Origin of the sequence: Streptomyces sp. NPDC088553, from assembly GCF_044752965.1 — a bacterium.
Classification (GTDB): domain Bacteria; phylum Actinomycetota; class Actinomycetes; order Streptomycetales; family Streptomycetaceae; genus Streptomyces.
This window is the reverse complement of the sequence record NZ_JBIVMG010000005.1, coordinates 638,142-663,966: the sequence shown is the minus strand read 5'-3', so window position 1 is coordinate 663,966 and position 25,825 is coordinate 638,142. Positions and strand designations below refer to the sequence as shown.

General features: G+C 71.8%; 25 protein-coding genes. 10 read left to right on the top strand and 15 right to left on the bottom strand.

Annotated features, from left to right (window positions below; genetic code table 11):
- Positions 1-5: 5 nt before the first annotated feature.
- Both ACIP8Z_RS19910 and ACIP8Z_RS19905 read left to right on the top strand, forming a co-directional pair.
- Entirely contained in the window at positions 6-542 is a 537-nt protein-coding gene (locus tag ACIP8Z_RS19910; protein WP_402085031.1) for a VanZ family protein, read from the top strand.
- Positions 543-632: 90 nt separating this feature from the next.
- Complete coding sequence (locus tag ACIP8Z_RS19905) at positions 633-833, top strand: PspC domain-containing protein (protein ID WP_319310396.1); 201 nt, start codon at positions 633-635, stop codon at positions 831-833.
- An 82-nt stretch (positions 834-915) separates the two neighbouring features.
- On the opposite strand, the gene ACIP8Z_RS19900 is transcribed toward ACIP8Z_RS19905, so the two are convergent.
- Both ACIP8Z_RS19900 and ACIP8Z_RS19895 read right to left on the bottom strand, forming a co-directional pair.
- Positions 916-1,281, bottom strand: coding sequence for a hypothetical protein (locus ACIP8Z_RS19900; RefSeq protein ID WP_319310398.1), 366 nt, complete (start codon positions 1,279-1,281; stop codon positions 916-918).
- Between the two features lie 173 nt (positions 1,282-1,454).
- Positions 1,455-2,609 (bottom strand): adenosine deaminase, encoded by a 1,155-nt coding sequence (locus ACIP8Z_RS19895; RefSeq protein WP_402085029.1) that lies wholly within the window; start codon positions 2,607-2,609, stop codon positions 1,455-1,457.
- 547 nt (positions 2,610-3,156) lie between these two features.
- Here ACIP8Z_RS19895 and ACIP8Z_RS19890 point away from each other — a divergent pair.
- The gene (locus ACIP8Z_RS19890) at positions 3,157-3,483 is read left to right on the top strand and encodes a GNAT family N-acetyltransferase (protein ID WP_402085027.1); all 327 of its coding nucleotides are present in this window, start codon (positions 3,157-3,159) and stop codon (positions 3,481-3,483) included.
- Between the two features lie 277 nt (positions 3,484-3,760).
- Complete coding sequence (locus ACIP8Z_RS19885) at positions 3,761-4,537, top strand: alpha/beta hydrolase (protein WP_402085024.1); 777 nt, start codon at positions 3,761-3,763, stop codon at positions 4,535-4,537.
- Here the strand turns inward: ACIP8Z_RS19885 and ACIP8Z_RS19880 are convergent.
- Entirely contained in the window at positions 4,523-5,536 is a 1,014-nt protein-coding gene (locus tag ACIP8Z_RS19880; protein WP_402085022.1) for a LysR family transcriptional regulator, read from the bottom strand. The genes ACIP8Z_RS19885 and ACIP8Z_RS19880 overlap by 15 nt on opposite strands.
- Before the next feature lie 62 nt (positions 5,537-5,598).
- Here ACIP8Z_RS19880 and ACIP8Z_RS19875 point away from each other — a divergent pair, with 62 nt between their 5' ends.
- The 3 genes from ACIP8Z_RS19875 (at position 5,599) to ACIP8Z_RS19865 (ending at position 8,726) form a co-directional block, all read left to right on the top strand.
- Positions 5,599-6,882, top strand: coding sequence for an MFS transporter (locus tag ACIP8Z_RS19875; protein ID WP_402085020.1), 1,284 nt, complete (start codon positions 5,599-5,601; stop codon positions 6,880-6,882).
- 77 nt (positions 6,883-6,959) lie between these two features.
- On the top strand, positions 6,960-7,667 hold the full coding sequence (locus ACIP8Z_RS19870; protein ID WP_402085017.1) for a L,D-transpeptidase: 708 nt from the start codon (positions 6,960-6,962) through the stop codon (positions 7,665-7,667).
- A gap of 84 nt (positions 7,668-7,751) precedes the next feature.
- Positions 7,752-8,726 carry a sigma-70 family RNA polymerase sigma factor gene (locus ACIP8Z_RS19865; protein ID WP_384232264.1) on the top strand — a complete coding sequence of 325 codons (975 nt, stop codon included), beginning with the start codon at positions 7,752-7,754 and terminating at the stop codon, positions 8,724-8,726.
- A gap of 20 nt (positions 8,727-8,746) precedes the next feature.
- Here ACIP8Z_RS19865 and ACIP8Z_RS19860 read toward each other — a convergent pair whose 3' ends face one another.
- Positions 8,747-9,022: an STAS domain-containing protein gene (locus ACIP8Z_RS19860; protein ID WP_402085014.1), complete on the bottom strand. Its 276-nt coding sequence runs from the start codon at positions 9,020-9,022 to the stop codon at positions 8,747-8,749.
- A gap of 65 nt (positions 9,023-9,087) precedes the next feature.
- Here ACIP8Z_RS19860 and ACIP8Z_RS19855 point away from each other — a divergent pair, with 65 nt between their 5' ends.
- A complete protein-coding gene (locus tag ACIP8Z_RS19855) occupies positions 9,088-9,744 on the top strand; it encodes an HAD family hydrolase (RefSeq protein ID WP_402085011.1) in 657 nt (218 codons plus the stop codon).
- A 114-nt stretch (positions 9,745-9,858) separates the two neighbouring features.
- On the opposite strand, the gene ACIP8Z_RS19850 is transcribed toward ACIP8Z_RS19855, so the two are convergent.
- From ACIP8Z_RS19850 to ACIP8Z_RS19800, 11 genes are all read right to left on the bottom strand, one after another.
- Positions 9,859-11,136 carry a thymidine phosphorylase gene (locus ACIP8Z_RS19850; RefSeq protein ID WP_073910196.1) on the bottom strand — a complete coding sequence of 426 codons (1,278 nt, stop codon included), beginning with the start codon at positions 11,134-11,136 and terminating at the stop codon, positions 9,859-9,861.
- An 80-nt stretch (positions 11,137-11,216) separates the two neighbouring features.
- Positions 11,217-11,621, bottom strand: coding sequence for a cytidine deaminase (locus ACIP8Z_RS19845; protein ID WP_402085009.1), 405 nt, complete (start codon positions 11,619-11,621; stop codon positions 11,217-11,219).
- Positions 11,618-12,880 (bottom strand): ABC transporter permease, encoded by a 1,263-nt coding sequence (locus ACIP8Z_RS19840; protein WP_319310418.1) that lies wholly within the window; start codon positions 12,878-12,880, stop codon positions 11,618-11,620. The genes ACIP8Z_RS19845 and ACIP8Z_RS19840 overlap by 4 nt, the downstream gene beginning before the upstream one ends.
- Positions 12,877-13,995, bottom strand: a complete 1,119-nt coding sequence (locus ACIP8Z_RS19835) for an ABC transporter permease (protein WP_402085007.1) — start codon at positions 13,993-13,995, stop codon at positions 12,877-12,879. The genes ACIP8Z_RS19840 and ACIP8Z_RS19835 overlap by 4 nt, the downstream gene beginning before the upstream one ends.
- Positions 13,992-15,704 (bottom strand): ABC transporter ATP-binding protein, encoded by a 1,713-nt coding sequence (locus ACIP8Z_RS19830; RefSeq protein ID WP_402085005.1) that lies wholly within the window; start codon positions 15,702-15,704, stop codon positions 13,992-13,994. The genes ACIP8Z_RS19835 and ACIP8Z_RS19830 overlap by 4 nt, the downstream gene beginning before the upstream one ends.
- Before the next feature lie 115 nt (positions 15,705-15,819).
- Positions 15,820-16,878 carry a BMP family protein gene (locus tag ACIP8Z_RS19825; protein ID WP_402085003.1) on the bottom strand — a complete coding sequence of 353 codons (1,059 nt, stop codon included), beginning with the start codon at positions 16,876-16,878 and terminating at the stop codon, positions 15,820-15,822.
- Between the two features lie 304 nt (positions 16,879-17,182).
- Positions 17,183-18,403: an amidohydrolase gene (locus ACIP8Z_RS19820; RefSeq protein WP_187623480.1), complete on the bottom strand. Its 1,221-nt coding sequence runs from the start codon at positions 18,401-18,403 to the stop codon at positions 17,183-17,185.
- A gap of 116 nt (positions 18,404-18,519) precedes the next feature.
- Entirely contained in the window at positions 18,520-19,740 is a 1,221-nt protein-coding gene (locus ACIP8Z_RS19815) for a hypothetical protein (protein ID WP_402085000.1), read from the bottom strand.
- Positions 19,737-20,630, bottom strand: coding sequence for an N-acetylneuraminate synthase family protein (locus tag ACIP8Z_RS19810; protein WP_030318398.1), 894 nt, complete (start codon positions 20,628-20,630; stop codon positions 19,737-19,739). Before ACIP8Z_RS19810 ends, ACIP8Z_RS19815 begins: the two co-directional genes overlap by 4 nt.
- Positions 20,631-20,641: 11 nt before the next feature.
- Positions 20,642-21,826, bottom strand: a complete 1,185-nt coding sequence (locus tag ACIP8Z_RS19805; protein ID WP_402084998.1) for a cytidylyltransferase domain-containing protein — start codon at positions 21,824-21,826, stop codon at positions 20,642-20,644.
- Positions 21,826-23,115, bottom strand: a complete 1,290-nt coding sequence (locus ACIP8Z_RS19800) for a DUF6716 putative glycosyltransferase (protein WP_402084995.1) — start codon at positions 23,113-23,115, stop codon at positions 21,826-21,828. The genes ACIP8Z_RS19805 and ACIP8Z_RS19800 overlap by 1 nt, the downstream gene beginning before the upstream one ends.
- A gap of 219 nt (positions 23,116-23,334) precedes the next feature.
- On the opposite strand from ACIP8Z_RS19800, the gene ACIP8Z_RS19795 reads away from it, so the two are divergent.
- Together ACIP8Z_RS19795 and ACIP8Z_RS19790 are read left to right on the top strand one after the other, a co-directional pair.
- On the top strand, positions 23,335-24,363 hold the full coding sequence (locus ACIP8Z_RS19795) for a glycosyltransferase family 2 protein (RefSeq protein ID WP_402084992.1): 1,029 nt from the start codon (positions 23,335-23,337) through the stop codon (positions 24,361-24,363).
- Positions 24,360-25,694: an alpha-2,8-polysialyltransferase family protein gene (locus ACIP8Z_RS19790; RefSeq protein ID WP_402084990.1), complete on the top strand. Its 1,335-nt coding sequence runs from the start codon at positions 24,360-24,362 to the stop codon at positions 25,692-25,694. The genes ACIP8Z_RS19795 and ACIP8Z_RS19790 overlap by 4 nt, the downstream gene beginning before the upstream one ends.
- Positions 25,695-25,825: the final 131 nt, after the last annotated feature.

Below are 25,825 nucleotides of genomic sequence, written 5' to 3'. Positions count from 1 at the left end.
TCCGCGTGGCAGGGTTCGCCCTCGTCCTCGCGCATCTGCTGCTCGTCGCCTGGATCAGCCTGCGCCCACGGGACGTCGCCTGGGTGACCGCGCCGAACATCGTCCCCCTCGACGGCCTCCGCGCCGACCTCGCCCTCGGCACCGCCGAGGCCGCCCGGCTGATCGGCGAGGGGCTGCTGCTCCTCGCCCCGCTCGGGATCCTGCTCCCGCTGGCCGACGGCCGGCTCCATGTCTCCGGGTGGGCCTCCCTCACCCGTACCACCGCCGCCGGCGCGCTGGTGTCCCTCGCCGTGGAGCTCCTGCAGACCGCCGTGCCCGGTCAGGTCGTGGACGTGGACTCGGTCCTCCTGAACACCGCCGGGGTGGCGCTCGCGCATCTTCTCTTCGTCCCGGCCGGCCGCACCTGGCTGCGCCGCAGGTCGGACGGGGGGCGGGTGGGCTCCTCCGCGGGGAGCACGCCGGGCCGGGGTTCCGCCCTGCTGCGGAACGAGGGGTCTCAGGGTGCGACCCCGACGATTCCCAGGGTCCCGATCGCCCGGTAGACCGACGCGCCGGAGGGCCCTCCGGCGGCACCATGGAGTCATCGGGAGCCCGACGGAGCGGCTCCCGGACCGACTCCGAAGGAGCCCACCATGGCCGCACTGACCCGCCCTCGTGACGGACGCGTGATCGGCGGAGTGTGCGCGGGCCTGGCCCGGCGCTTCGGCATCTCCGCGAACACGATGCGTCTGATCTTCCTGGTCTCGTGCCTGCTGCCCGGCCCGCAGTTCCTGATCTACCTCGGCCTGTGGATCTTCATGCCGGACGAGCGGAAGGCCACCACGGCCTGGTGACGGGCCCACGCCGAAGGGGCGCGCGCCCGGGAGACCGGGTGCGCGCCCCTTCGGCGTACGGAGAGCCGGGTGCGGCCAGGGGTCAGCCGAGCGGCAGGCCCTGCAGCGGCAGGCCGCCGAGGAGGCCGCCCAGCGGGGTGGCACCGAGACCGCCGGCGGCGGCGTCGAGGGGAAGGCTCTGGGTGGCCTGTCCGGCGGCGGCCGGAAGGGTCTTCACACCCTGGTCGAGGCCCTGGCCGAGGGCGCCCTGGCCGGCACCGAGGGACTCGGCGGCGCCGTCGGGGAGCTTGGTGAGGTCGTCACCCACCGGCACGGTCTGGGTCACCAGGCCGAGTGCGTCGGGGGTGGCGGGCGCGACCGGGGCGGCGGAGGCCGTGCCGGCGGCGGCAGCGGCGAAAGCGGCACCGAGAGCGGCGACACCGAGCTTCTTGGCGGCAGACTGCTTCATCTGAAAATCTTCCTTGGGGAATCCGGGGGCTTCCGGGAAAGCCGGGCGGGGAAATCCTGGGAATGCAGAGCGGCTCTGCAACCTAACCAGTGATCGACCCGACCGCAAACACCGGAAAGCGGCCGGGTGTCGTGATTCTCCCGGCCGCTCGGTTCCTCTTGACGGGATGGGGTTCAGCCCGTCGCGCGGGAAGAGTCGCTGGTCGTGGCGGTTTGCTGGAACAGCCATTCGGACTTCAGCTCGGCATATCCGGGCTTGATGACCTCGTTGATCATGGCCAGGCGTTCATCGAAAGGAATGAACGCTGATTTCATCGCATTGACCGTGAACCACTGCATGTCATCGAGCGTGTAATCGAATGCCTCGGTCAGCAGCTCGAATTCACGGCTCATGCTGGTCCCGCTCATGAGCCGGTTGTCGGTGTTGACCGTGGCCCGGAAGTGCAGCTTGCGGAGCAGGCCGATGGGGTGCTCGGCGAAGGAGGTCGCGGCACCGGTCTGGAGGTTGGAGGAGGGACACATCTCCAGCGGGATCCGCTTGTCACGGACGTACGCGGCGAGCCGGCCGAGGGTCACCGAGCCGTCGTCGGCGACCTCGATGTCGTCGATGATCCGGACGCCGTGCCCGAGCCGGTCGGCGCCGCACCACTGGAGCGCCTGCCAGATCGAGGGCAGCCCGAAGGCCTCGCCCGCGTGGATCGTGAAGTGGTTGTTCTCCCGCTTGAGGTACTCGAAGGCGTCGAGGTGGCGGGTGGGCGGGTAGCCGGCCTCGGCGCCCGCGATGTCGAAGCCGACGACGCCGGTGTCGCGGTAGCGGTTGGCGAGCTCGGCGATCTCCAGCGCGCGGGCGGCGTGCCGCATCGCGGTGAGCAGGGCGCCGACCCGGATGCGGTGCCCGTTGGCCCTGGCCTGCCGCTCGCCCTCGCGGAAGCCCTCGTTGACGGCCTCGACGACCTCCTCAAGGGTGAGGCCGGCCTCCAGGTGCTGCTCGGGGGCGTAGCGCACCTCCGCGTACACGACACCGTCCTCGGCGAGGTCGACGGCGCACTCGGCGGCGACGCGGAAGAGTGCGTCACGGGTCTGCATGACGGCGCAGGTGTGCGCGAAGGTCTCCAGGTACCGCTCCAGGGACCCGGAGTCGGCGGCTTCGCGGAACCAGATGCCGAGCTTGTCGGGTTCCGTCTCGGGGAGCTGCTGGTAGCCCTGCTCCCGGGCGAGTTCGATGATCGTGCCGGGGCGCAGTCCGCCGTCGAGGTGGTCGTGGAGCAGCACCTTCGGGGCACGGCGGATCTGGTCCGCGGTGGGGACGCTGGGAGTCTGGCTCGTCATTTTCGCACTCTAGCCCCTACGCGCGTAGAGCGCGCCCCGTGGCGCCGCGTCCGTCCCGGGGTTTTTCGGGTGCGGCCCGGAATCGTGAACACCTAGCGTGGGCCCATGACTTCCGCGACCTCCCCCGCTGAACTGCGGCGCATCCACGGCTTCCTGTCCGGCTTCCACCGACGTCAGGCGGACCGGGTCGTCGAGTTCCCCGGTGGCTTCGCCGCGCTCGACGACCGGTACACGCGTTCCCGGGGGAACAACCATGTGCTGGTCGACGGCTCGACCGACCCCGAGGCGCTGCCCGCGCGGGCGGAGGAGCTGCTCGGCCACCTCCCGTACCGGCTCGTGTACGTCGTCGACGACGAGGTCGCGGCCGCCTGCCGGGGGCCGCTGGAGCGGGCCGGCTACACCCACGCGACCACGTACCTCATGCGGCACACCGGCCCGGTCCCGGCGCACGGCGGGGCCCGGCAGGTGGGCGTCGAGGAGCTGCGCGCCCCGGCCTCGGCGGCCTGGCGCCGGTTCGTGCCGGGGGTGTCGGAAGGTCCACCAGCTGGTGGAGCGGCGGACCGCCCGCCTCGGAGCCGCCGACGACGTACGGTTCCTCGCCGTGCACACCGAGGACGGCGAGGTGGCGTCGTGGGCCGACCTGTATCTCGACCCGGCGGCCGGGATCGCCCGGATCGAGGACCTGGTCACCGCCGAGGCGCACCTGGGGCAGGGCCACGCCGGACGGGTCCTCGACACGGCCCTGCACCTGGCGGCCGAGGCCGGCTGCGACCTCCGCTTCCTGAGCGCGAACAAGGCGAAGTGGCCGCACCGCTGGTACGGACGGAGGGGCTTCGCCATCGCCGACACCATCCACTACTTCGAGAGGGCGTAGCGACACGCCGACACCTGCGGAGGGCCAACGCGAGCCGTTGCCGAGGGCGTTGGTCGAGCACGCACCCGGAAGCAGGGCGTTGTTCGACGTCGGCGTCGGGCACACCGACCCGCAGCTGGTGCTCCCGTGCGGTGGCGCGATGCGTGTCGACGGTCCCGCGCGGCGGATCGCCGTCACGTACTGGATCCCGGCCGAACAAGGGTGCCCCGCCGGACGATACGTAACAGAGACCGCGCGTACGACTGGCGTACACCTCTCCTTCTGAGACTGTTCTGTCATGGCGCACTTCGCACTCGTGGGGCCGCCCGACGCCCGGAGACCCCGGCTCGGTCGGCCTGTTGGAGGATCCCGCACGTCGGCGGCGGTGGGCGGCGTGGTGCTGCTCCTTCCGGACGGCGAGCCGGAGTCGGGGCGGCGCGCCTCCACGCTGGCGCACGCGGCGATGCTGCCGCTCGGGCGCGGACTCGTCCGGGCGGGCCGGTCCGAGGGGCTCGTCGCCCATGTGGTGCGCTACCGGGGGCGCGGCTGGAACGGCGCCGACGCGAACCTCGCGGCGGACGCCTCCTGGGCCGTCGCGGAGGCGGTACGGCGCTACGGCGACGTCCCGGTCTGTCTCGTCGGCCACGGCCTCGGCGGCCGGGCGGCGCTGCGGGCCGCCGGGCACGGCGCGGTCGGCGCGGTCCTCGCGCTCGCCCCGTGGCTGCCGGAGGACGACATGGCGGCGGAGCCGGAGGCCGTACGGCAGCTGGTGGGGCGCCGGGTGCTGCTCGTGCACGGCACGAACGACGCGCGTACGGACCCGGAGCTGTCGTTCCGGTACGCCGAGCGGGCGAAGAAGGCGAACCGCGACACGTGCCGGTTCGAGGTGCACTCGGACGGTCACGCGCTGCGGCAGTACGCGGACGAGGTGCGGGCCCTCGCCGCCGACTTCGTCCTCGGCGCGCTCTTCGCCCGGCCGGTCGCCCGGCCGGTGACCGACGCGATGGCCGCTCCCCCGCCGCTGGGCCTGCGGATGCCGCTCGCGGCGGGCTTCGGGGGCTCACTCCGGAGGTGACGGCTCCTTCGCGTCGGCCTCCGCCGGGAGGTGGGGCGCCACGGGCTCCTTCGGGAGCAGGTGGCCGCGCCTGCCGAGCAGGAACTTCTTGAAGGCGGCCACGGGGGCCGTGTCCGGGTGGCCGTCCAGCCAGGCGACGCCGATCTCGCGGACCGCGCGCGGCGCGGTGACGGTGAGTTCGACGACGCCGGGGCGCGGCACGGCCGGCGGGGGCAGCAGGGCGACGCCGAGGCCGGCGGCGACCAGGCCGCGCAGGGTCTCGGCCTCCTCGCCCTCGAAGGCGATCCGGGGTTTGAAGCCGGCGTCCGCGCACAGGTCGTCGGTGATGCGGCGGAGCCCGTACCCCGGTTCCAGGGTCACGAAGGTCTCGTCGGCGGCCTCGGCGAGGCGGACGCGTTTGCGGCCCGCGAGCCGGTGGTCGTCGGGGACGACGAGCCGGAGCCGCTGCTCGTCGAGGCGGCGGGCGACGAGGTCGGGGGCGTCCGGCACCGGCGAGGTCAGGCAGAGGTCGAGGTCGCCGGCCCGGAGTCGTTCGATCATGGCCTCGCCGTAGTTCTGGACGAGGGTGAAGCGGATCCCCGGGTGGTCGACGCGGAAGGCGCGGATGAGCCCGGGGACGGTCTCGGAGCCCATGGTGTGGAGGAAGCCGAAGGCGACGCGGCCCGCGGTCGGGTCGGCGTCGGCCCGTACGGTGTCGGCGGCCCGCTCGACCTCGGCGAGGGCCCGTTCGGCGGCGGTGAGGAAGCGGCGCCCGGCGGGGGTGAGGGAGACCGTGCGGCCGCGGCGGGCGAAGAGCGTGACGCCGAGGTCCTGTTCGAGGCGGACCATCGCGCGGGAGAGCGTGGACTGGGGGACGCCCATCTCGGCCGCGGCCCTGGTCACATGCTCGTGCCGGGCGACGGCGGCGAAGTACGCGAGCCGCGGGGCGAGCAGCAGTCCCATGTCTTCTTCGTTACTGTTCGGTGACAGGCGAAGCTGTGACCTGTACTCATGCACCATGGGAACGATTACAGCAGTTCCGTGCATTGGACGCATGAAGCGGGGCGTCCTACGTTCGAGACATGCCTTCCGCCAGTACCGAGGCGGCCGCCACCCACGCGTCCGCCGACACCCGCCCCGCCCCTGCCGACACCCGCCTCGCCCCCGGCGCCCCCGGCTACCGCCGTCTGAGCCTCGCGCTCTTCGCCGCCGGCCTCGCCGCCTTCGCGCTCCTCTACTCCACGCAGGCCCTCCTCCCGGCCGTCTCGGCCGAGTTCGGCGCCACCGCGTCCGCCGCCTCCTGGACGGTCTCGGCCGCGACCGGCGCCCTCGCCCTGTGCGTGATCCCGCTCAGCGCCCTCTCGGAGCGCTTCGGCCGGCGCACGATGATGATCGCCTCCCTGTCGGTCGCGGTCGGCATCGCGCTCCTCGTGCCGCTCGCCCCGAACCTGGAGTCCCTGATCGCCCTCCGCGCGATCCAGGGCGCCGCGCTCGCCGGGCTGCCTGCCTCCGCGATGGCCTTCCTCGCCGAGGAGGTCCGCCCCAAGGCGCTGATCGCCGCGATCGGCCTGTTCGTGGCGGGCAACTCGATCGGCGGCATGAGCGGCCGTCTGGTGACCGGCTGGGTGGCCCAGATGTGGGGCTGGCGGGCGGGTCTGGCCGCCGTCGGCCTGACGTCTCTGCTGTGCGCGCTGGCCTTCCGGGCGCTGCTGCCGAAGGCACGGCACTTCACGCCCGGCACGCTCAACCCGAAGGCGCTCGCCCGGACCGTGCGGACACACCTCGCGGACCCGCTGCTGATGCGGCTGTACGTGATCGGCGCCCTGTTCATGACGGTGTTCGGCGCGGTGTACACCGTGATCGGCTACCGCCTGGTCGAGGCCCCGTTCTCGCTGCCGCAGGGCGTGATCGGCTCGATCTTCCTGATCTACCTGGTCGGTACGGTCTCCTCCGCCGCCGCCGGAAGGCTGGTCGGCCGCCTGGGGCGGCGCGGGGCGCTCTACCTGGCGGTCTCCACCACCGCCGCGGGCCTGCTGCTCTCGCTCTCCGACGCGCTGCCGGCGGTCCTCGCGGGGCTCGTCCTGATCACCGCCGGCTTCTTCGCGGGCCACGCGGTCGCCTCCTCCTCGGTGAGCCGTACGGCCACGACCGGCCGCGCGCAGGCCTCGGCGCTCTACCAGTCCGCGTACTACCTGGGCAGCAGCGCGGGCGGCACGCTCGGCGCGATCGCGTTCCACGCGGGCGGGTGGGCGGGCACCGTCCTGATCGGTCTCGTCGCGGTCCTCGGTGTCGTCTCGGTGACCCTGTACGGCAGCCACAGCGCGCGCGTGGAGGCACGGCAGGGTCGGCTCGCGACGTCCTGCTGATTACGGCCGAATCCGCTGCAACTGAGTCGCTCCCCCGGACGTCCTGACAGATAGGACTCTAGGGGGAGTTGACGATCATGAAGAAGATCACGGGTCGAATAGCCGGAAGAGCCGGCATCGCGGCGGGCCTCACCTCGCTGGTGCTGCCGATGACGATCGCGCTCGGTGCGGCTCCGGCGCAGGCGGCGTCCTGCAACGTGACGACGGGCCCGTACCAGAAGCAGGTGGAGAAGTTCCTCGGCCGCACGGCCGACGGACGCCAGTCGCTCGCCGACTGCAAGGCCATCCAGGCCTTCCAGGCGAAGCACGGAATCACCCCGGCCGCGGGCTACGCCGGGACGGTCACCTGGCGCACGATGAACACGATGCTCCAGCAGCGGGCGGCGGGGACCAACCCCAACAAGGACCGCAAGTGTCCGACCAACAAGGGCCGGATCGCCTGTGTCGACCTGACCCGCCAGCTGACCTGGATCCAGGACGGCGCACGCCTCAAGTACGGCCCCGTGCCGGTCCGTACGGGCAAGGACGGCACCGAGACCCGTACCGGCGCGAAGAAGATCTACTGGCGGAACATCAACCACTGGTCGACGCTCTACCACGTCTCCATGCCGTACTCGCAGTTCTTCGACGGCGGGCAGGCCTTCCACTCGACGACCAAGTCCATGTGGAACCCTCCGGGTTCGGGCGGCTGCGTCAACATGACGTCGAGGGACGCCAAGGTCTACTGGAGCCTGCTCAGGAACGGCGACGACGTCTTCATCTACGGGCGCAAGCCGGGAACCTGACCCCGGTTGTCAGTCCCCTGCGGTAGCTTCCCTCTCACCGGCACCGAACGGGTGCCGGTGAGGGGTGAGTGGGGTGTGGACCCGATGAGCGACGCCGCGACCGCGACGACCGACCAACTCGACAAGTACCGCCGGGAGCTGACCGGTTACTGCTACCGGATGCTCGGATCCTCCTTCGAGGCGGAGGACGCGGTGCAGGACACCATGGTGCGCGCCTGGAAGGCCATCGACTCCTTCGAGGGGCGCTCCTCACTGCGGTCCTGGCTCTACCGGATCGCCACCAACGTCTGCCTGGACGCGCTGAACGCGGGCAACCGGAGGGCACGGCCGATGGACCTGACCTCCCCGACGCCGGTCGCGCAGGCGCAGCTCGTCAAGCAGCCGGAGATCACCTGGCTGGAGCCCGTGCCCGACGGGCGGGTGCTGCCCTCGGTCGCCGACCCGGCGGAGACGGCCGTCTCCCGGGAGACCGTACGGCTCGCGTTCGTGGCCGCGCTCCAGCATCTGCCGCCCAAGCAGCGGGCGGTGCTCATCCTGCGCGAGGTGCTGGCCTGGAAGGCGAGCGAGGTCGCCGAGCTCCTCGACACCTCCGTCGCCTCGGTCAACAGCGCCCTCCAGCGGGCCCGCGCGACGCTGGCCGAGCAGGCGCCGGCCGCCTCCGACACCGCGAACCCCCTCGACGAGGAGCAGAAGGCGCTCCTGGAGCGCTATGTCGCCGCGTTCGAGGGCTACGACATGAAGGCGCTGACCGCGCTCCTCCACGAGGACGCGACCATGTCCATGCCGCCGTACGACCTCTGGCTCCAGGGGCACGACGACATCGTCGGCTGGATGCTGGGCGTGGGCGAGGTGTGCGCCGGTTCGAAGCTGGTGCCCACCGTGGCGAACGGCTCCCCGGCCTTCGCCCAGTACCACCCGGACCCGTCGACGGGCGGCTTCAGCCCGTGGGCGCTCATCGTCCTGGAGCTCCGCGACGGCAAGGTCGCCGGGATGGACTTCTTCCTGGACACCGAGCGCTGGTTCCCGCTCTTCGACCTGCCGGCCCGACTGGAGGCGTAGAGGGCCCAGAGGCCCAGGGGCTAGAGGCCCAGGGTCCCGCCGAGTCCGGTGAGCTGGAGCAGGGCCCGCAGGTCGGGCCCCGCTCCGTCGAACCGGATCCGGTGCCCGCCGCGCCCGGCGGCGAGCTTGAGCCGGGCGAGGGCGTCGACGGCGGCGAGGTCGGCGGGCGCGAGGGCGCCGACCTCGCAGACCACGTCCCCGGGCGGCGCGGCCCTGAGCTCGGCACAGAGACGCGCCACCTCGTCCCCGGTGGGGCGGGCGGTCAGGGTCACGACGAGCGGTCGTCTGGTGTCCACACGGCTTGAGACCGGCCCTCGGACCAGAACTCATCGGTGATCACTTCGGCCATAGGGTCGGGGGCATGACTCTTGAGCCCGCCGAACTGGTGATCTTCGACTGCGACGGCGTCCTGGTGGACAGCGAGCGGATCTACTGCCGTGTGGACCGGGAGGTGTTCGCGAGCCTCGGGGCGGAGTTCACCGAGGCGGAGATGGTCGAGTACTTCGTCGGATCCTCGCACGACATGCTCACGGCGATCGTGGAGGAGCGCCGGGGCCGCCCGCTGGAGCCCGACTGGCAGGCGCCCTTCAAGCAGCGGTACGAGGATGCCCTGGACGCGGAACTGACGGCCGTCGAGGGGGTCACGGACCTGCTGGACGCGCTGGCGGTCCCGTACTGCCTCGCCTCCAACGGCAGCCACGCCTCCATCCGGAAGAACCTCGGCCGCGCGGGCCTCCTGGACCGCTTCGAGGGGCGGATGTTCAGCGCCCGCGACGTGGCACGGGGCAAGCCCGCGCCGGACCTCTTCCTGCACGCGGCGGCCGCGATGGGCGTCCCGCCGGAGCGCTGCGCGGTGGTCGAGGACAGCCCGTACGGCGTCAGGGCGGCCCGAGCGGCCGGCATGCGCGCCTTCGGCTACACCGGCGGCCTGACCCCGGCGGCCCGCCTGGCGGGCCCGGGCACGGTGGTCTTCGAGGACATGCGGGAGCTGACGGGGCTGCTGGGAGCGGCCGTCTAGGGCCCGGCCGGCCGTGATCCGCCGGACAGGCACTGGTCGTCAACGGCCCACCAATGCCGAACGGGACCGGTGGGGTTCCACCGGTCCCGTTCGTTCGTGGGCGGTCACCCGCCCTTACGCGATGCGGTCCAGGACGATCGGGTTCGGGGTGAACTCCGTGCCCGGGGCCGCGATGTCCCAGGCCGATCCCAGGGACTGCAGCGCGTAGTCGAACTTCTCCGGGGTGTCCGTGTGGAGGGTCACGAGGGGCTGGCCCGCCGTCACCGTGTCGCCCGGCTTGGCGTGGATCTCGACGCCCGCGCCGGCCTGCACCGGGTCCTCCTTGCGAGCGCGGCCCGCGCCCAGGCGCCAGGCGGCGATGCCGATGTCGTAGGCGTCGAGGCGGGTCAGGACGCCGGAGGACGGGGCCGTGACGACGTGCTGCTCGCGGGCGACCGGGAGGGCCGCGTCCGGGTCGCCGCCCTGGGCCGCGATCATCCGGCGCCAGTGGTCCATCGCCGAGCCGTCGGCCAGCGCCTTCGCCGGGTCGGCGTCCTTGATGCCGGCCGCCGCGAGCATCTCGCGGGCCAGCGCGATGGTCAGCTCGACGACGTCCGCCGGGCCGCCGCCGGCCAGCACCTCGACCGACTCGCGGACCTCGAGGGCGTTGCCGGCGGTGAGGCCGAGCGGGGTGGACATGTCGGTGAGCAGCGCGACCGTCTTCACGCCGCTGTCGGTGCCGAGGCCGACCATCGTGGAGGCGAGCTCGCGGGCGTCCTCGATGTTCTTCATGAAGGCGCCGGTGCCGACCTTGACGTCGAGGACCAGGGAGCCGGTGCCCTCGGCGATCTTCTTCGACATGATCGAGGACGCGATGAGGGGGATCGCCTCCACGGTGCCGGTGACGTCGCGGAGCGCGTACAGCTTCTTGTCCGCCGGGGCCAGGCCGTCGCCCGCCGCGCAGATGACCGCGCCGGTGGTGTCGAGGACGTGCAGCATCTCCTCGTTGGAGAGCAGCGCGCGCCAGCCCGGGATGGACTCCAGCTTGTCGAGCGTGCCACCGGTGTGGCCGAGGCCGCGGCCGGAGAGCTGCGGGACGGCCGCGCCGCAGGCGGCGACGAGCGGGGCGAGCGGGAGGGTGATCTTGTCGCCGACGCCGCCGGTGGAGTGCTTGTCGGCGGTCGGGCGGGAGAGGGAGGAGAACTCCATGCGCTCGCCGCTCGCGATCATCGCGGCCGTCCAGCGGGCGATCTCCGCGCGGTTCATGCCGTTCAGCAGGATGGCCATGGCCAGGGCGGACATCTGCTCGTCGGCGACCGCACCGCGGGTGTAGGCGTCGATGACCCAGTCGATCTGCTCCGGGCTCAGCTCGCCCTTGTCCCGCTTCGTGCGGATGACGGAGATGACGTCCATGGTGGTGCCTCTTTCTACGCGCATAGAGGGGGAAAGGAGGAGCGGCCCTTCCCATCGTGCCGGAAGGGCCGCTCCGAGGTTTACTTCGCGAGGTGGTCCGGGCCGAACGCCTGCGGCAGCATCTCGGCGAGCGTCAGGAACCCGGCGGGCGTCTCCAGGACGAGCTCGGGGCCCCCGAACTCGTACAGCAGCTGCCGGCAGCGGCCGCACGGCACCAGGGACTCGCCATGGCCGTCCACGCACACGAAGTGCGTGAGGCGCCCGCCGCCGGTCGCCTGGAGCTCCGAGACGAGCCCGCACTCGGCGCACAGGCCGAGGCCGTACGAGGCGTTCTCCACGTTGCAGCCGGAGACCGTCCGACCGTCCTCGACACGGGCCGCAGCACCGACCGGGAAGCCCGAGTACGGGGCGTACGCACGGGCCATGGCCTCGCGCGCCGTGACCCGCAGGGCCTCCCAGTCGGCCTCGGAGAGGGCGGTCGTCACTTGCCCTGGCCCTTGCGGTACGGCAGGCCGTCCGCCTTCGGCATCCGCAGGCGCTGCGCCGACAGGGCGAGCACGAGCAGGGTGGTGATGTACGGGGCCGCGTCGACGAACTGGCTCGGGACCTCGTCGGTCAGCGCGTACCAGAGGAAGAAGCCGCCGGAGAAGGCCGCGGAGATCACGCCGACCACGTACTTCTTCTTGTACAGCTGCCACAGGGCGGCGATCAGCAGGAGCAGGGCGACCAGCAGCAGCAGCGCGTGGACGTTCTCGGCGCCGCCGCGGAGCTTGAGGCTGTCGGTGAAGCCGAAGAGGCCCGCACCGAGCGCCATGCCGCCGGGCATCCAGTTGCCGAAGATCATCGCGGCGAGACCGATGTAGCCGCGGCCGCCGGTCTGGCCCTCCTGGTAGATGCCGGTGGAGACGATCGCGAGGAACGCGCCGCCGAGGCCCGCGAGGGCGCCGGAGACGACGACGGCGATGTACTTGTACTTGTAGACGTTCACGCCGAGGGACTCGGCCGCGACCGGGTTCTCACCGCAGGAGCGCAGCCGCAGGCCGAAGGCCGTGCGCCAGAGCAGCCACCAGGTGGCCGGGACGAGCAGCAGGGCGACGATCGTCAGGAGCGACAGGTTGGTGACCAGGCCACCGAGGATGCCGGCCAGGTCGGAGATGAAGAACCAGTGCTTGCCCTGGAGATCGGTCAGCCAGTCCGAGAGACCCGGAACCGTGATCTCGTAGATCTGGTCGATGCGGGGGGACTGCTTGGAGGAGCCGCCCTCGGCCTCGGCGAACGTGAAGTTCGACAGGTACTGGGTGAAGCCCACCGCGAGGATGTTGACCGCCACACCGGAGACGATGTGGTTCACGTTGAACGTGATGGTGATGATCGCGTGCAGCAGGCCGCCGAGCGCGCCGCCGAGGAGACCGACGACGACACCCGTCCAGGGACCCCACTGGTAACCGGCCCAGGCGCCGAACCAGGTGCCGAGCACCATCATGCCTTCGAGGCCGATGTTGACGACGCCCGCGCGCTCGGCCCACAGACCGCCGAGACCGGCGAGACCGATCGGCACGGCGAGCTTGAGCGCACCCGAGACCTGACCCACCGAGGTGAGGTCGTTGGCCCCGGAGACGGCCCGCACGAAGGAGAAGAGCAGGAGACCGGCCGCGACGATCAGCATGATCCACGGCAGGGTGAGCTTGCGGCGTCCGCCGCCCTTGGGCGCGGCGCTCGGCTTGGTGACAGTGCCGGTGCTCATGCCGAGACCTCCTTGTCGGTCTTGATGGCGCCGCCGGCGGCGAGTTCCTCGCCGACCTTCTGCTGCTGGCGGCGGAGGCCGTAACGGCGGACGAGCTCGTACGAGACGACCACGGCGATCACGATGATGCCCTGCATGATCTTGGTGATCTCCTTCGGGTAGCCCTCGGTGTCCAGCGACGAGGAGGCCTTGTCGAGGAACGCGAAGAGCAGGGCCGCGAAGAAGATGCCGACCGGGTGGTTCCGGCCGAGCAGCGCGATGGTGATGGCGGTGAAGCCGACACCGACGGGGAAGTCGAGGCTGTACGTGTGGGACTCGCCGAGCAGCGTCGGCATGCCCGCGAGGCCGGCCAGCGCGCCCGAGAGCAGCATCGAGGTGAGGATCATCTTCTTGGCGTCGACGCCGCTGGCCTGGGCGGCGGACTCGCTGGCGCCGGTGGCGCGCAGGTCGAAGCCGAACCGGGTGCGGTTGAGGACGAACCAGTAGACGACGCCGAGGGCGAGCGCGACGAACGTGAAGCCGTAGATGACTCCGTTGCCCTCGCCCATGTCGATGCCGGGGAACCAGCCGGACTCGGAGATCTCACCGGTGGTGAGGTTGTTCGAGCCCTCGGGCTGGACGCCGAAGTTCTTCGGCAGGATCAGCCAGGCCACCAGCGAGGTCGCGATGGCGTTCAGCATGATCGTCGAGACGACCTCGGAGACACCGCGGGTGGTCTTCAGGATGCCGGCGATGCCGGCCCAGAAGGCGCCGGTGAACATCGCGACGAGCACGATCACGAGGATGTGCAGCGGGCCGGGCAGCTCGATCGAGGCGCCGACGAGGGCCGAGACCATCGCGGCGAGCCGGTACTGGCCGTCGACACCGATGTTGAAGAGGTTCATCCGGAAGCCGATGGCCACGGCCAGGGCCGCCAGGTAGTAGATCCCCGTCTGGTTGACGATCAGGACCTGGATGTCGGCGAACGCGGCGTTGTCGATCATCAGCGTGATCGGCTCGATCGGGTCGAGACCCGTCGCGAGCAGCACCAGGACGGTGAGCACGAACGAGGAGACCAGGGCGAGGACCGGTCCGGCCGCCCCCAGGATCAACTTGTCCTTGTCGAATTTCATCATCGGGCGTCACCGTCTTCGGGCTCTTCGTCGCCTTCGAGCTGACCGCCGGCCGCGCCGGTCATGGCGGAGCCCAGCTGCTCGGGCGTGATGGTGGCGGGGTCGGCGTCCGCGACGAGCTTGCCGCGGTACATGACCTTGAGGGTGTCGGAGAGGCCGATCAGCTCGTCGAGGTCGGCGGAGATGAGCAGCACCGCGAGACCCTCGCGGCGGGCGTCCCGGATCGCGTCCCAGATCTGCGCCTGCGCGCCGACGTCCACACCGCGGGTGGGGTGCGCGGCGATCAGGAACTTGGGCGCGTGGCTCATCTCGCGGCCGACGATCAGCTTCTGCTGGTTGCCGCCGGAGAGGGAGGCGGCGGTGACGTCGATGCCGGGGGTGCGCACGTCGTACTCGCGCACGATCCGCTCGGTGTCCTTGCGGGCGGCCTTCGGGTCGAGGACGCCGCGCTTGGAGTTGGGCGCCTCGGTGACGTGGCCGAGGATGCGGTTCTCCCAGAGGGGCGCTTCGAGGAGCAGGCCGTGGCGGTGGCGGTCCTCGGGGATGTAGCCGATGCCGCCCTCGCGGCGCTTGCGCACCGAGACCTTGGAGATGTCCACGCCGTCGAGGGTGATGACGCCCGCGTCGGGGGTGGCCATGCCCATGAGGGTCTCGATGAGCTCGGTCTGGCCGTTGCCCTCGACGCCGGCGATGCCGAGGATCTCGCCCTTGTGGATCGTGAGGGAGATGTCGTCGAGGAGCTTGCGGCCCCCGGCCGGCTCCTCCAGCACGACGACGGTCTTCGCCGGGTCCGGCGGTGCGGCGCTGGTCAGCGGGGTGCCGGCGACGGCGCCCGCCTCGGTCAGCGTCAGCTTCTCGACCTGGAGCATCGGGACGGTGGTGACCGTCGACTCGCGGGTCTCCGGCGAGGGCAGCTCGCTGCCGACCATCAGCTCGGCGAGCTGCTTGGTGGTGGCGGTCTTCGGGTCGGCGGTGCCGACGGTGGTGCCCCGGCGGATGACGGTGATGTCGTCCGCGACCTTCAGGACCTCGCCCAGCTTGTGCGAGATGAAGATGACGGTCAGGCCCTCGGCCTTGAGCTCGCGCAGGTTGTCGAAGAGCGCGTCGACCTCCTGCGGGACGAGGACCGCGGTCGGCTCGTCGAGGATGAGGATCTGGGCGCCGCGGTAGAGGACCTTGAGGATCTCCACACGCTGCCGGTCGGCGACGCCGAGGTCCTCGACGAGGGCGTCGGGGCGCACCCCGAGGCCGTACGCGTCGGAGATCTCCTGGATCTTCTTCCGCGCCTTGGCGCCGATGCCGTAGAGCTTCTCGCCGCCGAGGACGACGTTCTCCAGGACGGTGAGGTTGTCGGCGAGCATGAAGTGCTGGTGCACCATGCCGATGCCGCGCGCGATGGCGTCACCGGGGCTGGAGAAGGTGACCTGCTGGCCGTCGACCGCGATGGTGCCCTCGTCCGGCTTCTGCATGCCGTAGAGGATCTTCATGAGGGTCGACTTGCCGGCACCGTTCTCGCCGATGAGGGCGTGCACGGTGCCCTTGCGGACCGTGATGGCGATGTCCTTGTTGGCGACGACGCCGGGGAATCGCTTGGTGATGCCGTGCAGTTCTACGGCGGGGGGGCTGGACGCGTTGATGACGCACTCTCCTTGGCCGGAAGGAGTGGGAGCGGGAGGGCAGGGCGGGGTGAAGTTATCGTGCCAGGGAGACATCTACACGCGTAGCGCTGCCGAAAAATGAAAACCCGTACGGGAATGGGCCCGGGGCCCGGTGCGATGGCGGGTGCCACCGCTCCGGGCCCGCGGGCTCAGGTCGTGACCGCCGTCCTTACGGAGCGGTCTTGACCGTGATCTTGCCGTCGATGATGTCCTTCTTCGCCTTGTCCACCGCGGCGATGAGGTCCTTCATCTCCTTGTACTTCGGGTTGGAGTCGGCGAGCGCGACACCGTCCGTGGCGAGGCCGTAGCGGACCTCACCGGACTGCGGCTTGCCGTCCTGGACCGACTTGATCACGTTGAAGACCGAGTCCGAGACGTCCTTGGTGACCGAGGTCAGGATGGCGTCCTTGTAGGAGGCCAGACCCGGCTGGTTGTACTGGTCGGAGTCGACACCGATCGCCCACTTGCCGGCGGCGGAGGCGGCCTCGATCGCACCGGAGCCGGCCAGACCGGCGGCGGCGTAGATCACGTCGGCGCCCTTGTCGAGCTGGCCCTCCGCGGCGGCCTTGCCGAGGTCGGGCTTCGAGAAGCCGTCGAAGTTCGGCGGCTGGGTCAGGTACTGGACGAGCACCTTCGCCTTGGGGTTGGTGTCCTTGACGCCCTGCGCGAAGCCCGCCTCGAACTTCTTGATCAGCGGAACCTCGACACCGCCGATGAAGCCGACCGTGCCGGTCTTGGACGCCTTGGCGGCGGCGACGCCGGCCAGGTAGGAGCCCTGCTCCTCGTTGAAGACGAGGTTGGCGATGTTCGGGCCGGTCTTCGACGTGTCGTCGATGAGGCCGAAGGTGGTCTTCGGGTAGGCCTTGGCGACCTTCTCGATGGCCGGGGCGTAGGCGAAGCCGACGCCGACGACCGGGTTGTTCCCGGCGCGGGCGAGCGCGGTCAGGCGCTGCACCTTGTCGGCGTCGCCCTCACCCTCGGAGGGCTCGGCCTCGGCGCCCTTGACGCCGAGCTCGTCCTCGGCCCTCTTGAGGCCCGCGTAGGCGGCGTCGTTGAAGGACTGGTCGCCACGGCCGCCGATGTCGTACGCGATGGCGGCCTTGGTGGCCTTCGCGCTCGAGCTCGGGCTGGAGCCGGAGTCCGTCGAAGACTTGCCACAGGCGGTGGCGGAGAGGGCGAGCGCCGCGGAGGCGATGCCCACGGTCGTGATCCTGGTGATCCGGCGCAAGAGGAGGGTCCCTTCAAGACTGACCGAAAGCGCCTCTTCCGGCGCTGGTTTCGCGGCGATCGTAACGCGCGTAGATGTCAGTTAAAGACCCGTTCATGAGTCGTTATCGGATCGTCGCGAACCGGCCAGTCGAGGCGACCGGGGGCGTTCGGCCCGGTACCGCCGGTTATATCTCCGGGTCGGGGCGCCGGGAAGCGGGTCGGGGGGCGCCACGCCGGGCCGTTGGGCCGAAGGAGGGACGTCGGTCGGCCGGACGGACGAAGGGTCCGTCCGGCCGGAATCAAGGCTGACGTTTGGCCTGAAATCAGCGCTTTGGTGCCGCGTCGAGCAGCGCCGCCGCCGTGAAGAGCTCCACCGCGGCCTCGATGCAGCGCTCGTCCACGTCGAAGTCACCGGCGTGGAGGTCGCGGACCCGGGTGTCGCCGGGGGTGCGGACGCCGAGGCGGGCCATGGCGCCGGGCACGTGCTCCAGGTACCAGGAGAAGTCCTCGCCCCCGAGGCTCTGCTCGGTGTCCTCGATCGCGTACGGCCCGCGGCGGGCGGTCATCGCGGCCTGGAGCAGCTCGGTGACGGCCGGGTCGTTGACGACCGGGGGGACACCGCGCACATAGGTGACGGTCGACTTGGCCCGGTGCAGGGTCGCGATCTCGTCGATGGCCGCGTGCACCAGATCGGGCGCCTCCCGCCAGGTGGGCAGGTCGAGGCAGCGGACGGTGCCGGAGAGCTCGGCGTGCTGCGGGATGACGTTGCAGGCGTGGCCGGACTCGATGCGGCCCCAGGTGACCGAGAGCCCCGAGCGGGCGTCGACGCGGCGGGACAGGACGGCGGGGACGTCGACGGCGACCCGGGCGGCGGCGGTGACGAGGTCGGTGGTGAGGTGCGGGCGGGCGGTGTGGCCGCCGGGCCCGTCGAGGGTGACCTCCAGGCGGTCGCAGGCGGAGGTGATGGGGCCGGTGCGGAGCCCGATCTTCCCGGCGTCCACCCTGGGGTCGCAGTGCACGGCGATGATCCGGCCGACCCCGTCCAGGACACCGGCCTCGACCGCGTCGGCGGCGCCGCCGGGGAGGACCTCCTCGGCGGGCTGGAAGAGCAGCCGCACGGCGGCCGGGAGGAGGCCCTGCCGGTCGAGCTCGGCGAGGACGAGTCCGGCGCCGAGGACGGTGGTGGTGTGGACGTCGTGTCCGCAGGCGTGGGCGCGGTTGGCCACGGTGGAGTGGTAGGCGACGGTCTTGACGTCGGGGATGGGCAGCGCGTCGAGGTCGGCGCGGATCGCGAGCATCGGCCGCTCGGGGTCCGGGGTGCCGATGTCACAGATGAGCCCGGTGCCGCCCGGCAGGACCTTCGGCGCGAGGCCGGCCGCCTCCAGGCGGGCCTTGAGCGCGGCGGTCGTACGGAACTCCTGGTTCCCGAGCTCCGGGTGCATGTGCAAGTCCCTGCGGAAGGCGATCAGTTCGACGCGCAGGGGTTCGGACAGCGTTCCGGGCAGGGTGACGGAGCCTGGCTCACGGGACTTCAACTGGTTCACCCTTTGAAGGGTAGGCCTCAAGAGAGGTCAACTGCCCGTTGATCACAAAAAGTTCAGCCCGTTAGGGGAAAGAATCACGGTTCGGCAGGCATGAACCCCGTTCCCTATGGGTACGCTCAGCCGAATTCGAGCCGATCGGTCTGGGTTGCCGCCCGTGAGGTGAGCCGGTCGACCTCGTGGGCCGCCGTGCCCGTCACACCGGACAGGAAGCCCTGGGCCCGCGGGGAGGCCGTGGCCCGCAGCCACTCGGGCGCGATCTCGCAGACCGCGACCTTCACCCCGGTGCCGGCGAGGGCCAGCGGCAGGGTGTGCACGACCGTGGACGGGAAGCTGACGACCGTACGGCCGATGGGGCCGCGGCGGGCGATCAGCTCCAGGGGCAGCTCCGGGCGGACCACCTGGAGGCCCGTCTCGACCGCGATCCGGTGCAGCTTCTCGGCGCTCTCCCTGCGGTGCGCGAAGTAGCGGGTGGCGCCGTGGGCGCGGGCGAGTTCCGCCACCACCCGGTCGTAGTGGGCGGCGTCGACCACCCCCGTCTCCACCAGCGAGGTCCCCACCAGGTCCGCGCCGCCGGTGAGCAGCGGCGGCCCGAAGCGGGCCCGGGTCCAGGCGTAGGAGTTCTCGGTGACCGCGATGCCCTCGGGGGCCTCGACGGGCAGCGACGTGAAGATCTCGACCGTACGGCCGGAGGTCGGGGCGAGCCGCTTCTTGGCGAGCAGGGTCACCGGGGCGAGCACCAGCTCGCGCGGGTCGAGGCCGCTGTTCCTGCGGTGCCAGCGCACCAGGCGCTCGCCGCGGCCGACCTGGGCGGCGTACTCCATGGTGGCGGTGCCGTCGTCCACCACGGTCAGGTGCCGGGGGGCGAAGAGGGTGAGGAGGAGCTGGACGTACCGGGAGAAGGGGTCTCCGATGATCACCCGCTCCGCCGAGCGCAGCGGCCGGGCGAGCTCCCGCAGGGTGCGGACGAGCGCGCCCCGGCCGCCGCGGGCCTCCTGCCAGTGCACGGTGAGGCCCTCGTCGCGGGCCAGCTGGGCCATCCGGCGCAGCTGGCCCCGCGACATGGGGTCGGTCGGCGAGAGGACGACGACCGTCAGGGCGGGTGCGGGCCGTGCCGCACCCTGGGTGGCGTCCGTCGAGCGGGGCGCCCGCACGGACGCGTCGGCGTCCGCGGAGTCGGGCGCCGCGGTGACCGAGCCGGCGGGCACGGCGTCCGCCGGGCCGTGCGTGCCGGCGGGTGCCGCGGAGGGCGCACCCGTGGCGGGAGCCTGGGTGTGCGCCCATTCCAGGACGTTGAGGAGCTGGACCGGGCTCTCGACGAACGCCAGCTGCCCGGTCATGCGGCGACGAGGCCCTGGACCCGGCGGAGCTTCTTCATCGGGCCGAGCTCCGACTCGTAGACCTTCTTGACGCCGTCACCGAGGGCGGCCTCGATGGTGCGGATGTCGCGGACCAGGCGCTGCAGGCCCTGGGGCTCGACGGAGGCGGCCTGGTCGGAGCCCCACATGGCACGGTCGAGGGTGATGTGGCGCTCGACGAAGGTGGCACCGAGGGCGACGGCGGCCAGCGTGGTCTGGAGGCCGGTCTCGTGGCCGGAGTAGCCGATCGGGACGTTGGGGTACTCCTCCTGCAGGGTCTGGATGACGCGCAGGTTGAGCTCCTCGGCCTTGGCCGGGTAGGTCGAGGTGGCGTGGCACAGCAGGATGTTCGCGCTGCCGAGGACCTCGACGGCGTGACGGATCTGCGCCGGCGTCGACATGCCGGTGGAGAGGATGACCGTACGGCCGGTGGCGCGCAGCGAGCGCAGCAGCTCGTCGTCGGTGAGGGAGGCCGAGGCCACCTTGTGCGCCGGGACGTCGAACTTCTCGAGGAAGGCGACGGCCTCGGTGTCCCACGGGGACGCGAACCAGTCGATGCCGCGCTTCTTGCAGTGCTCGTCGATGGCGCGGTACTGGGTCTCGTCGAACTCGACGCGGTGACGGTAGTCGATGTACGTCATCCGGCCCCAGGGGGTGTCCCGCTCGATGTCCCACTGGTCGCGCGGGGTGCAGATCTCGGGGGTGCGCTTCTGGAACTTGACGGCGTCGCAGCCGGCCTCGGCGGCCACGTCGATCAGCGCGAACGCGTTGTCGAGGTCACCGTTGTGGTTGATGCCGATCTCGCCGGTGATGTAGACGGAGTGGCCCGGGCCTGCGGTCTTGTCGCCGAGGGTGCGGATACGGGTGTTCATGGTGCCGGTCCTTAGGAGTTGGGGGTGTCGAGCTCGGGTCCGAGGAGCCAGGCGGCGATCTCGCGGATCGCCCCCGAGCCACCCGGGGTGACGGTGACCGCGCGGGCCGCGGCCCGTACGGAGTCGTGTGCGCTGCTCACCGCGACGGGCCAGCCGACGAGGTGGAAGCAGGGAAGGTCGTTGACGTCGTTTCCGGCGTAGAGCACGCGCTGCGGGTCGATGCCCTCGGCCTCGCACCACTCCTTGAGGGCCCGGTCCTTGCGGTCGATGCCGTGCAGGACGGGGATCTTGAGCTTGCGGGCGCGGGCGGCGACGACGGCGTTCTGCTCGGTGGAGAGGATGAGGACGGGCAGTCCGGCGCGGCGCAGGGCGGCGATGCCGAGGCCGTCGCCGCGGTGCGCGGAGACGAACTCGCGTCCCTCGGCGTCCAGGTGGACCCGGTCGTCGGTCTGCGTGCCGTCGAAGTCGAGGACGACGGCGTCGATGTCCGCGAAGCCGGGGGTGGCCGGGGTGTCGAGGAGCGGGGCGAGGACGCGGGCGCGGGCCAGGTCGTGCGGGTCGTCGATCTCCAGGACCCGGGCGGGGTCGGTGACGACGAGCGCCGTACGGCCGAAGAAGCGGTGCTTGTGGGTGCGGAAGCCGGCCGCGTCCATCGCGTAGACGGCGCCGGTCTCCAGGTACTCGGGCTCCCGGTCCTGGCGGCGGGGACGGTGCGCCTTGTCGTGGTTGACGCCGGTGGCGCCGTCCTCGACCGTCTCGCGCCAGAGGAAGCCGTGTGACGGGGCGGCGGTGAAGGCCGTGTCGGCGGCACCGGAGGTGATGCGCTCGACGGTCTCGGCGACCTCGGCGGAGCTGAGGAAGGGGCTGGTGCACTGGACGAGGAGGACCACGTCGGCGGGGCGGCCGTGGGTGGCCTCGAAGGCGTCCATGGCGTGCAGGACCGCGGCCTCGCTGGTGGCGGTGTCGCCGGCGATCTCGGCGGGGCGCTGCACGGCCTCGGCCCCCGCGGTGCGGGCGGCGGCCGCGATGCCGGGGTCGTCGGTGGAGACCACGACGTGGGTGACGGGGCGGGCGCCGAGGCAGGCCCGGACGGCGCGGGCGACCAGGGGGACTCCGGCCACCGGGGCGAGGTTCTTGGCGGGCACGCCCTTCGAACCGCCCCTCGCGGGGATCACGGCGAGCACGGTGGTGGTCATCAGAGTTCTCCCAGACGGCGGATGACGGGGGCGACGCGTTGCACGCCGTGGCGGTACGCGCCCCGCGCGGCCTCCCGGACGACCCTGCGGAGGCCGCTCTCGCGGGGCTCGGGGGCGGTGACGTCCAGGCGGTGGCGGGCCAGGATCCCGGGCAGGTAGCCGGGCGCCGTCTCCGTCGTGTAGTAGGGGGTGATCGGGGGCAGCGCGGGGAGCGCCAGGAGCTCGGTGACCCGGTCGCGGGCCGCGTCGAAGGCCGTGTCGTACGAGCCGTCGGAGGCGACGCCCTGCCGGGCGAGCCAGGTCTCGTCGGGCGTCGGGGCGAGCCCCTTGTCGAGCCGGTCGAAGGAGGCGAGCAGACCGGAGCCGACGAAGTGGTGGTTGCCGAGCACCTCGCGGACGCCGAGGTCGGTGAGGATCGCGGTGGGGATGCGCCGGTGGAGGGCTTCGAGGGCAGCCGTCGAGGAGACGGTCACCAGCAGGTCGGTGCGGTCGAGGACGTCGCCCATGTGCCCGTACACGAGCTGGAAGTTGGCCGGCGGGTCGAGCTCGCGGACCAGCTTCTGGAACGGGTACTCCTCCAGGTGCGTGGTGTGTTCGCCCGGCTTGGAGCGGAGCTTGAGGAGCACCTCGCGGCCCGGGTGGAGCCGGGCGTGCTCGATCAGGCGCCGGAGCACGTAGGCGCGTTCGTTCCGGGTGACCGGCACGGACGGCTGGGCGGCGAAGACCAGGGTGTCGCGGCCGGCTTCCGGGGTGTGCGGGGGGCCGCCGAGGAAGGGCAGCGCCGCCTCGACGACCGAGTCGGCCCCGGCGCCCACTCCTTCGTACACGGCGCGGAAACGCTCCGCGTCGTGACGGGAGTTGGCGAGGACGACGTCGGCGCCGTGGCGCAGCAGCAGGCCGTCGGTCAGCTTCTCGTAGACGACGCCGACATAGCCGGTGACGACCACGGGGCGCCGTTCGAGGCCCAGGTCGGCGAGACCCTGGAGGACGGCCCGTACGGCGCCGCCGACGAGAGCGAGGACGACGACGTCGTACCCCTCGCCGCGCGTCTCCGCGTCCCGTACCGCGCGCAGGAATTCCGCACCGGTCACCTCGCGCGGGGTGGTGGTGGACACCCCGGTCTCGGCGAGCTGGCGTTCGGTGGGGGTTGCCCGTCCGCGCAGGACGAATCCGGTGGGTTCGGCGGTCGCCGTGGTGATGCGGCGCGCCGTGAGGGCGCCCCATTTCCACCGGGTGTCGGAGTCGGCGAGTACGGCGACCCGTACCGCTTCTCTGGTACTTGCTGGCACGCCGAGGACGCTAGAAGGGCATTCCGCTTTTCGGCCCAACTGAGACACAACAAACGGTGAACAGAGCCTCTCCTCCTGCTGAAGTGGGTCGTGAACCGGACTTATGGGGGCTGATTTCCCCTGCCGGGAAAGGTGGTTAATCGGCCCGCCGCTTCGTGTTCACCGAAGAGATGCCCGACGGTCGGTGGGAATGCCGGGACGGCGCCTAGCGTCAACCGCGTGGTCAAGCTCTCCGTCGTCGTGCCGTTCTTCAACGTGCAGACATACGCCCCCGACACCCTCACGAGCCTGCGGGCCAACGCCCGGGAGGACTTCGAGTTCCTGCTTGTCGACGACTGCTCGTCGGACGGGACCCCGGAGATCCTCGAGCGGGCCGCGCGCGAGATCCCGGGTGCCGTCCTGATCAGGCACGAGCACAACGGGGGCCTCGCCACCGCCCGGAACACCGGCCTCGACGCCGCGCGGGGCGAGTACCTCACGTTCCTCGACGGGGACGACTGGCTCGCCCCCGGCTACTACTCCCGCCTCGTCGCCGCGGCCGAGGACCTCGGCTGCGACTTCCTGCGCACCGACCACGTCTCGGTCACCGGCAGGAACCGCGGCATCCGCCGCGCGCCGGTCCCCCTGCGCGGCGAGGTGCTGAACCCGCGGGACGCGATCCTGCCGGCACACCGGACGACCTCGGTCGACTACCCGTACGCCTGGGCCGGGATCTATCACCGGCGGCTCCTCGACCGCGGTCTGCTGCACTTCACGCACGGACTGCGGACCGCCGAGGACCGGCCGTGGATCTGGCGACTGCACCGCGAGGCGAAATCGTTCGCGGCGATCGGTGAACTCGGTGTCTTCTACCGGCGCGGAGTGGCGACCTCACTCACTCAGATCGGCGACATACGGCAATTGGATTTCATCCGCGCATTCGACCAGGTGATCGAAGAGACCGCGAAGGACGCGGACGCCGATCTCCTTCTTCCCAAGGCGGTCCGCACCTATTGCGCGGTGATTTCCCATCACATCGGCTCGATCGAACGTTTCGAGCCGGACGTCGCCCGCCAGTTGAAGGCGATGAGCGCGGGCGCGCTGCGGCGCATGCCGCAGGACGTCCTGGACGAGGCCCTCACCGCGATGGGCGGGGACCGCGCGACGATGCTGCGGAAACTGCGGCGGCGCCGTCCGGCACCGCCGCCGGCACCCGGCGCGGGCCCGGGCGCCGGTACGGGCGCGGCCGCCGCGGAGGTGGCCGCGTGAGCACCCGCCGGACCACCCAGATCTTCTGCGCCTCCACCCTCTACGGCGCGGTGACGATCGCCGCCGCCCTGGACAGCGGCGCCTTCGGCCCCGCCGACCGCCGGATCCTCCTCGTCACCAACAACGCGGCCGTGCCGGAGACGACCCCGCCCCTCGACCAGGCCGAGGGCTTCGAGCGGCTCCGCGGCCGCTTCGACTCCGTCCTGTCGTGGAACGAGACGATCTCCCCGCTCCACCCGGGCGGCTGGACCCCCCGGCCGAGCGACCTGCCGCTCCTCCAGCGCCATCTGCGCAGGATCTGGGAGCTCGGCGACGACCGCGTCGAACTCGTCCTGGAATCGATCCAGGTGACGCCCGCGCTCGCCATCGCCCAACTGCTGCCCGACGCGCCCATCACCGTCTACGCGGACGGTCTGATGAGCTACGGGCCGACCCGCAACAAGATCGACCCGCTGATCGGCGGGCGCGTCGGCCGGCTGCTCCACCTGGACCTCGTCCCCGGCCTGGCGCCGCTGCTGCTCGCCGAGTTCGGGGCGGTGCCGGAGGCCGTACCGACGGAGGCGTTCACCACGTGCGTCGACGAGCTGGCCGGGCCCGCCGGCACGGCCGCCTCCGAGGACGGGCCCGTGCTGCTCCTCGGCCAGTACCTGGCGGCGCTCAACCTGCTGACCGTCGCCGAGGAGGAGGGGCTGCACCTGCAGATGGTCCGGGGCGCGGTCGCCCGGGGCCACCGGCGGCTCGTCTTCAAGCCGCACCCGACGGCACCCGACACCTGGTCGAAGGCGCTGGTGCGGGAGGCGGCGGCGCTCGGCGCCGAGCTGACCGTCGAGGACCGGCCGGTGCTCGCCGAGGTGCTCTACCGCGAACTGCGGCCCGCCCTCGTCGTCGGCTGCTTCTCCACGGCGCTGCTCACCGCGCGGACCTTCTACGGACTGCCGGTCGCCCGGGTCGGGACGCGCGGCCTGCTTGAGCGGCTCACCCCGTTCCAGAACAGCAACCGCATCCCGCTCACCGTCGTGGACGCGGTCGTGCCGCCCCTGGACGGCGGTGCGGAGGCCGGTGCGGAGGACGGCGGGGCGATCACGACGGCCCAGCTGAACGACCTGGTCGCGGCGGTCGGCTTCGCGATGCAGCCGAAGATCCGGCCGGAGCTGCGGGAGCCGGCGGTACGGCACCTGTCCGGGCCGTTCGCCGAGCGCACCCGGCACCACTTCACCCGCCGCCGCCTCACCGTCCTGAACCTGCCCGGCGGCATCCCGCTCCCCCGGCACCCGAGGGTCCGCCGCCTGGCGCGGCGCGCGCTGCGGCTGCGCAAGGCGCTGAAGAGGTAGCGGCCCCGGCGGCGCTCGGCGCGGCGGAGGCGGCCGCGCCACGAGCGGCGGGCCCGGGCCCCGTGCGGGGGACCCGGGCCCGCGGGCACGAACGGGAAGCGGTGTCCCGCCTCGGCCGAGGAGGTGCCCAG